This window comes from Agrobacterium sp. 10T429, from assembly GCF_056393925.1.
Genome location: NZ_JBFTGV010000015.1, coordinates 188,497 through 195,921 on the forward strand (window position 1 = coordinate 188,497; position 7,425 = coordinate 195,921).

Genomic DNA, 7,425 nt, shown 5'->3' on the forward strand with positions numbered 1-7,425 from the left:
CGCCAGAAAACCGGACAATTGGCAAGACATTGCGGTTTCAGCCGTTGGTAAGATAAATCATTGCCTTCTGAGTGATCGCCTCGGTTTGCTCTTCCTCAGGTTCGAACACGTCCCGGCGTTCTTCCTTTCGGCTGACCAATTGCGACACGATAACTTCGGGGAACTCCGCATTCTCAAGTTCATTTCCACCGCCGTCCTCGCGCGGCGACGGATGACTTGGCGCCAAGTTGCTGAGCGTTTCAGCGCGTCCTAGAACGGCGAAACCGTCCGGGAATATCGCGCCTCCAGTGTTCTTTGCTTCGGTTCGGATTCGTTCGTCATATTCGGGAATGTTGTCGAAAATCGCGGACGCCCGTTCTTCCATTTCGATATAGGAAAACAGGCGGCGGGCAGTTTCGAGGTCAAGCGCAAAACCATTCAGGAAAGGCAGCGCCCAAGGTCGGTGGAAGACCAGTTCTCCGTCAGTTCCCGGCTTAAGGGGTTCAATCGCGTTTTCTCCGACAACCCAAGTGCGACCGAGCCAATCAATAGTCGTAAAAGTCTGACGAGAGGGTTTCCAATCTCCTCGCCGTGCCGCCTGCCCAACATCTGGCCCGAAAAGCAGGGTCAGTACCCCGCAATAACTTCCGAACCTGACATCCGACGGATCCGACCTGGCTGCCTCACCACCTGCGTCATCCTTATCCCCGTCGGGTTCGAACTCGCCGGTATGGTGGACAAAGATTTCTGCCGTCGAATCGGATGTCATCCAGCTTCCAACGGCGAACCCGTGAGTGGCGACCGACGTACCGATCGCCTTGCCAAGGTGCGGCTCTACCTGACCAATATAGCCATCTCCGACTGCCTTATCAAAAGCGGGGCGTGTTGTCCCTTTTGTTGCTTTGGCTTCCGCCAACGCAACGAACCTATCGTTGCTTCGGCTGAAAACAAAATCGGGTGTTCGACCGCTTGAAACCGATTTGGCAACAGAAAGGTTCTCGAAATGGTCTACCCAACGGTAGCCGTCTTGGATCATCTGGAGGTACGCGATTCCATCCCCCACCAGACCGGTCATCGCCTTTCGAAAATAGTCCTTGAGCCCGCGAAAAGTTGACATCACAGCAAACTGCCCACCGTTTTCATCGACATGCTGGGCGATCAGGAGCCGGCAGGCCTCTACCTGCGCCTTAGCCGCATTCTGATCCATATTCCGCCTGCTTGAGCATTGAGCCATTGCTCCAAAGAGCTCCGCCGGCGTAAATTCGACGACACGGTTTTCAGGTGCGCGACCCATAATCAATCGTGAGTGCTGAGGGGCATGGGCCTTGACCCTCGCTACACCCAACCCCTTGCGACTGGAATTCCACTGCACCTTGGTCACGCATTTCCCCCATTTGCCGAATCAGGCCGTATTTAATGGATCACATGTTTAGTGCGAAACCACGGGAGCCCCAGATTATCGATGCAATATCGCGTGGATATCGACACGATGGTCCCTGCTGCCTTTGACCGAATAATCGTCGACATCCTAGAGTAACGAGTGCGCCGCTGGAATCGCTACTGCATCGGATATGTTCGCTACACCTTTGAGGTGGAGCAAGAAGCCGAGTGTGTTGGTGCCACCGTTGCGTCCTGGCGTGTAAATGTTGGTGGGGAGCGAGTTGCGTGAGGTTTCATGAAAATGGACCAGATATTCCGGACGAACTGCTTGTCGCCCGTGACGAAGGCAACGTTCTGTTTTTCTGCGGTGCCGGCGTTTCTCTGGCCAATGCCAAGCTCGCCGATTTTCTGACGCTGGCCAAGAACGTTATTGATGACCTCGGCTCATTAACCGGTAGCCAGGCACGACGTCTCTATGATGCGGCAAGGCCTCAGTCGGGTGCCAAGTCCTACGTGCCCGTCGACCGAATGTTCAGTTCGCTCGACCTTGAGTTCGAACCGCAGGAGGTGCGGGATGCCGTGGCAAAAGCGCTCACGCCGAAGCCAAACGCAGATCTGCGCGCTCATCGAACCCTGATCGATCTGTCCAGAGGTGCTGACGGGCGACCGCGCCTGATCACGACCAATTTCGACCGTCTGTTCGAGGTGTGTGATCCCGCCTTGAGAAGCTGGGGTCCATCCAACCTTCCCCTCCCGGATCGGCATGTGGACTTCGAAGGCATTATTCACATCCATGGTCGGGTGGATGAAGACTATGCCGGCATATCCGAAGCGGTCGTCCTCTCCAGTGCCGATTTCGGCAAGGCATATCTCTCTGACGGATGGGCGACCCACTATATCCGCAGTCTTATGAACCGGTTCAAGATCGTTTTCGTCGGCTATTCTGCCGATGATCCGCCGGTGCAATATCTTCTCGAGGCACTGCGCGAGGAGCAGTCCCCGGTCGCGAATGTCTATGCCTTCCAGTTTGGCGGGGAAACGGATGCCCAAGAGCAATGGCTTCAAAAAGGGGTAGTCCCTATCGCCTTCGGCAGGCAATACAGCAATCTCTGGGATACATTAGAGGCCTGGGCCGACCGGGCGCGAGATCTGGATGCCTGGCGCCGAGAGACCATAGCCGGCGCGGCTGGCGGACCTGCCGAAGCTTCTCCAGTACTTCGCGGCAAGATCGCGCATCTGGCATCGACCGCGGCCGGAATGAAAACCCTCTTGGCGGGCGAGCCAACTCTTCCGGCGACATGGCTCTACGCATTCGATCCTCACGTGCGATATATGAAACCTCTTCCGCTCAAACGGTTCGATTCCGAAGCCGGAACGTTCGATTGTTTCGGGAACCTTGGGCTGGACCGCGACGAGTCGCCCGCGTCGATCGATCCAGACAATCCTCATCGGGATCGGGAAGTGCCGAAGTCAGCTTGGAGCGCATACATGGCGCATCCGCACGACTTGGAGGGTATCGCAGCAGAAGAGGCGAGCAACTTCTTCGGTCGCTCTGCTATGCCTCCCCGGCTGTGGTTGCTTGCGCGATTCCTAATCAACAGGATGAACGAAACCCCTGCACTATGGTGGGCCGCGGGACTCCGTGCGGTTCATCCCAACCTGGCGAGGGGACTGGAACAGCATCTGCGGTATCAGTTGAAGAAAAGCGGCGGGAAACTCCCTCAATATTGGCGATATCTGCTTGCGCGGCGGAAGGAACCAGAGCGAGAAGCCGATTTGATGTTTTTCCATATTCAGGATCGCGTCAAAAGCGAGGGATGGTCGACAAGCCTGATCAGGGAAGCCGTCGCGTTGTCGCGACCCGTGATCATCGTTACTCGCGCTTCCGGCATTGCGCCACCGATGACGGCCGATGCGGATCCCGCCGAGTTCTTGACACTCGATGTCGAGTATCCTGCTCCACATGAAGATATCGATTTCCAGGCAGCTGACCTACCTTTCGTGACCTCACTATGGCGCGCGCTCCTCGTCGAAGCCGAGCAGATGGAAACGGAAATCGGCGCTTATGTCAGCCTCGACACCACGCGGCCCGAGGATGGTGAGAAGCTTGGCGGCGGCGCCTATGGGCTCACAGGGCCGCTGGTCCGCTTCACACAACTGATGGAGGCTCTGGAGGCGTCGGACAAGAATGCCGCGCGGAAGGAAGTGCAGAGCTGGGATACCTATGACGGCCTGGTTTTTGAGCGGCTTCGTATCTGGGCGGCCGGCCGCGCCGGATTGATGCCAATCGAGAAAGCCGAGAGCGTTTTCACGACGATGAGTGACAGAACGTTCTGGGGTTTCGAACACGAGCGCGATCTGTTGTACTCCATCAGGGATCGATGGGCAGAGATGTCCGAAACAGGACGAGCCTTGATCGAGGCCCGAATCCTACAAGCTCCGATCTCGCAATTTGATGGATATGAGCCGGATGAAGCCAAGGAGAGCGCCGCGCATGTGCGGCTCAATGTACTGCAATGGCTTTCGACCAATGGCATCGAATTCGGATTCGACATAAACGCCGAAATGCGCCGACTTCGGACGATTGCGCCGAGCTGGCGCGAAGAGGCGGCTGAGTACACCGCTCAGCCAAGAATTGGTCCCGTCCGTTCGGTCAGGATGGATAATGACCCATCCAGCATCCTGGATGTTCCTCCCAATCGGCTTTTGCCCATTGAGGCGGAAGAACGGCGAGGGCGAGACTATACAGAACACAATCCGTTCGCCGGATACTCAGTCAAAAAGCCGGCGAGCGCCATTCTGGCGTTGCACAGTGCAATGCGGCGCAACGTTAATACGGCTTGGCACTACTGGCATAGTTTCCTCAGAGCAACGAGCGAAACAGCGACCACGCAACGGCAGGACGCGATCGTCGTCGCTCTGATCCGGAAGCTGTCCCCCGACGATATTGTTCGATTATGGTACCCGTTAATCGAGTGGCTTTCGAAACGTGCGGACCGGTTCGAGGCACGCGGGCAGGGCGAGTTCGATGCGATCTGGGACAAGATCATCGAGACAGCCAATCTTCATCCATCCACTTACAAGCAGAAGCCGGGGCGAGACTGGGCTTTCGAGGCTCTGAATGCTGCTGTCGGTCGGCTGGTAACCGCGCTCATGAACGTAACTTTGCCGGAAGGACAGAATGAAGTTCCAGCCACCTGGATTACTCGCTTGACCAAGGTGCTCAAACTGCCCGGCGATCACGCACGGCACGCGCTTTATCACGTGGCGCGTAACACGAACTGGTTTTACTTTTATCAGAAGCCTTGGATGGAGGAATATGTGCTGCCGTGCGCCTTCGACGACGGGCCGAACAGCGATGTCTTCTGGGCGGGATTCTCGGGAATGCGCCATATCCCTGATCCAGCGCTGCTTGCACAATTGAAGCCTGCGATGCTTGCTAGGATCGGTTCAGGCGGTAGGTCGGAACGGAACCTTGTTGGATATTTATTGAGCGGCTGGGGTAGTAAACAGCATGATCAGATCGTCTCGGACGCCGAGCTTCGCGACATGTTGATCCTCGGCGATCATACGCTGCGGCTGGCAGTGCTGAATTTTGTCGGTGACTGGGCAGCCGACGCACCGGAATGGCGAGACATGGTGTTGCCGTTTATCAGCAGGATCTGGCCGAGACAACGCACAGTGCGGACGCCAGAAATGTCCGCTGCCCTGCTTCGATTTGCGTCTCGCTTCCCCGATCAGTTTGCAGCAATCCTCACCATGGTGAACCGCCGCCTTGTGGCTGTCTCAAGCACACATAACCTGCATCTCAAATGTGAAATTGCAGATCTTGACGAAGAGGCGACCCTCGCATTGATCGCCGCTCTGGAGAAACTGCTCCCGGACGAGCGGAGTGCATGGCCCTACCGTTGTAAAGAGATTGTCGACGCTTTGGCGGCGTCCGGGCGCGGTCGCGGCCCAAGCCTTGACGGTCTTATTCGTAGGGCGGCAGAGCGAGAGGCTTAAACCAGACGGAAACAGTTTGGTCATCATCAGAGACGAGGAGGTTTCCTTTTCGAAAACCACCCGTATAAAGCTTCAACGAACACTTACCTCGGTCGAAAGTGTCAGAGAGATCGACCGCGTCCGCAAGTAAGCACGCTCCGTGATGTGATCATTCTAAATAATTCCCCACGCCCGAAACCTCCCCCTCCCGGTCATCTCGCGCAGGCCCAGCTCCAAAACAATCCGCCGCGCCGCCTGCGGCGTCACCTCGAGCGTCTTTGCGACCATGCCGGCCGACACCAATGGCTTTGCCATGACAAGCTCAACAAGTTCCGGGAGTTTTGACGACGTCCGCCGTCCCTCCAGCTTTCGCTCCATCATCGTTCTCGCCAGCGTCAGCCGGTCATGTTCTTTCATCCCGATCTCAGCCGTCACCAAAAGTCCGTGAGCGATGGCGAGCAGCCGGGTCTCCCGGTCGCGATGCCGGCGCCGATCGATGGGAATCGTTTTCAGGCCGAGGTTGATGGCGGCCAGATGGGTGCCGGTGGTGATGCCGGCCTGGCGCAGGATCGAGGCGGCCAGCAGCCGGCCGAGCCAGGGCGCGTGCTGCAAGACAGCGAGCTCGTTCCAGGCATCGAGGGCGACAATCGCCTGCAGCACCGCCGGCAGGCCTTGCGCTTGCCGAAGCACGCCGCGCCATTCGTCCAGCCGCTCGTCCTCGTCCCAGTCGAGATCATAGACCAGCGGATCGGCCGGAGCCCGGCCGGGCTTGCTGGCCGCCTCGATCGCGGCGTCAGACCGCGCGAGGATCGCATCGATGGCGGCATAGTCGACGCCGGGAAGCCCTTCGGCTCCATCGATTTCTTTCGCCTCCCCTTCCGGATCGAATGCAGCTCCGCTTCGCACTGTACTGACGGCCTCCGCCGGCTCAGTGCCGGTTGAGGCATTCTCCGATGTCTGCCGAAGCGCGCGAATGCCGTCAGGCGATAACGCCCAATCCGCCGACTGCACGGCGATGCGCCGGCGAGTTCGCAAAACGTCGCGGGCGATGGTGAGCTCGTGGGTCGGTGTGCGGATATCGCGGGTGGCGTCATGGAGCACGAGATCCTCGAGATGCACCAGCTCGCCATCGATCCAGAGCGAGGCGCAGGCATCGGTAAAGTTTTGGCGTTCGATCCACCCTGCCCCGACGGCCGAGCGAGCAATGCGCTCATCGAGACGGGTCAACGCACTCGCTGCGTCGCAGATGGGCCGTAACAGGGTCTGGATGGGAAATTTTGTGAAATCGTAAGCCATTGAAATCATGGTAAACGATCTTTTAAAGGAACTCTATATCAAAGTTGAGGTTCCTCACATGGTATGGTCGTGGGTTGAGGCTCTAACCATCGATAAGTATCCCTTATCGATGGTAGTTGATTTCGCGGCGCAAATCGAGGAAAATCGGGGCAAATCACGGTGCCAGCGGCCGCCGAAACCCGCGATTCTGGAGCCTATCGTGCCTAAAACGAAGACATCACACACGTCCGTCGAGTGGCGCGCCGAAGAGCTCGATACCATCGCGTCCGTTTTGCCGCTCGAACGCCGCGACGAGCTTGCCGAGCTGTTGACCGATGATGACATCGAGACGCTGCGGCATCTCGTTAATCAGGGCATGGGCGACAATACGCTAAGGGCCCTGACGTCTGATCTTGCCTACCTGGAGGCCTGGGGTCTCGCTGCCACCGGACAGTCCCTGCCCTGGCCGGCGCCCGAGGCGTTGCTGCTCAAATTCGTAGCCCATCATCTGTGGGATCCGGAAAAGCGCGCAAGTCACCCCAACCACGGCATGCCCGATGATGTCGACAAAAATCTAAGGCGTCAGGGTTTCCTGAAGTCCGTTGGCCCGCACGCGCCTGACACGGTGCGGCGCCGGCTGGCCAGCTGGTCGACATTGAGTAAGTGGCGCGGCCTTTCGGGTGCCTTCGCCTCCCCTGCTCTTAAGTCAGCCATTCGTCTGGCCGTGCGCGCCGTTCCGCGAACCCGTGCGCGCAAGAGCGCAAAGGCCGTCACTGGCGACGTTCTGGCAAAGCTGCTGGCGACGTG

Annotated in this window: 3 protein-coding genes and 1 pseudogene; 2 read left to right on the forward strand and 2 right to left on the reverse strand. The window is 58.1% G+C overall.

What is annotated here, in order from left to right:
• Nucleotides 1–37 precede the first annotated feature (37 nt).
• Nucleotides 38–1,360 carry a hypothetical protein gene (locus AC1DCP_RS25545; protein ID WP_476774806.1) on the reverse strand — a complete coding sequence of 441 codons (1,323 nt, stop codon included), beginning with the start codon at nucleotides 1,358–1,360 and terminating at the stop codon, nucleotides 38–40.
• A gap of 284 nt (nucleotides 1,361–1,644) precedes the next feature.
• Between AC1DCP_RS25545 and AC1DCP_RS25550 the strand changes: the two genes are divergently transcribed.
• Complete coding sequence (locus AC1DCP_RS25550) at nucleotides 1,645–5,364, forward strand: SIR2 family protein (RefSeq protein ID WP_476774807.1); 3,720 nt, start codon at nucleotides 1,645–1,647, stop codon at nucleotides 5,362–5,364.
• 153 nt (nucleotides 5,365–5,517) lie between these two features.
• On the opposite strand, the gene AC1DCP_RS25555 is transcribed toward AC1DCP_RS25550, so the two are convergent.
• Nucleotides 5,518–6,648: an RHE_PE00001 family protein gene (locus AC1DCP_RS25555; protein WP_476774808.1), complete on the reverse strand. Its 1,131-nt coding sequence runs from the start codon at nucleotides 6,646–6,648 to the stop codon at nucleotides 5,518–5,520.
• Nucleotides 6,649–6,838: 190 nt separating this feature from the next.
• Between AC1DCP_RS25555 and AC1DCP_RS25560 the strand changes: the two are divergent.
• A pseudogene (locus AC1DCP_RS25560) lies at nucleotides 6,839–7,425 on the forward strand (integrase); the annotation flags it as partial.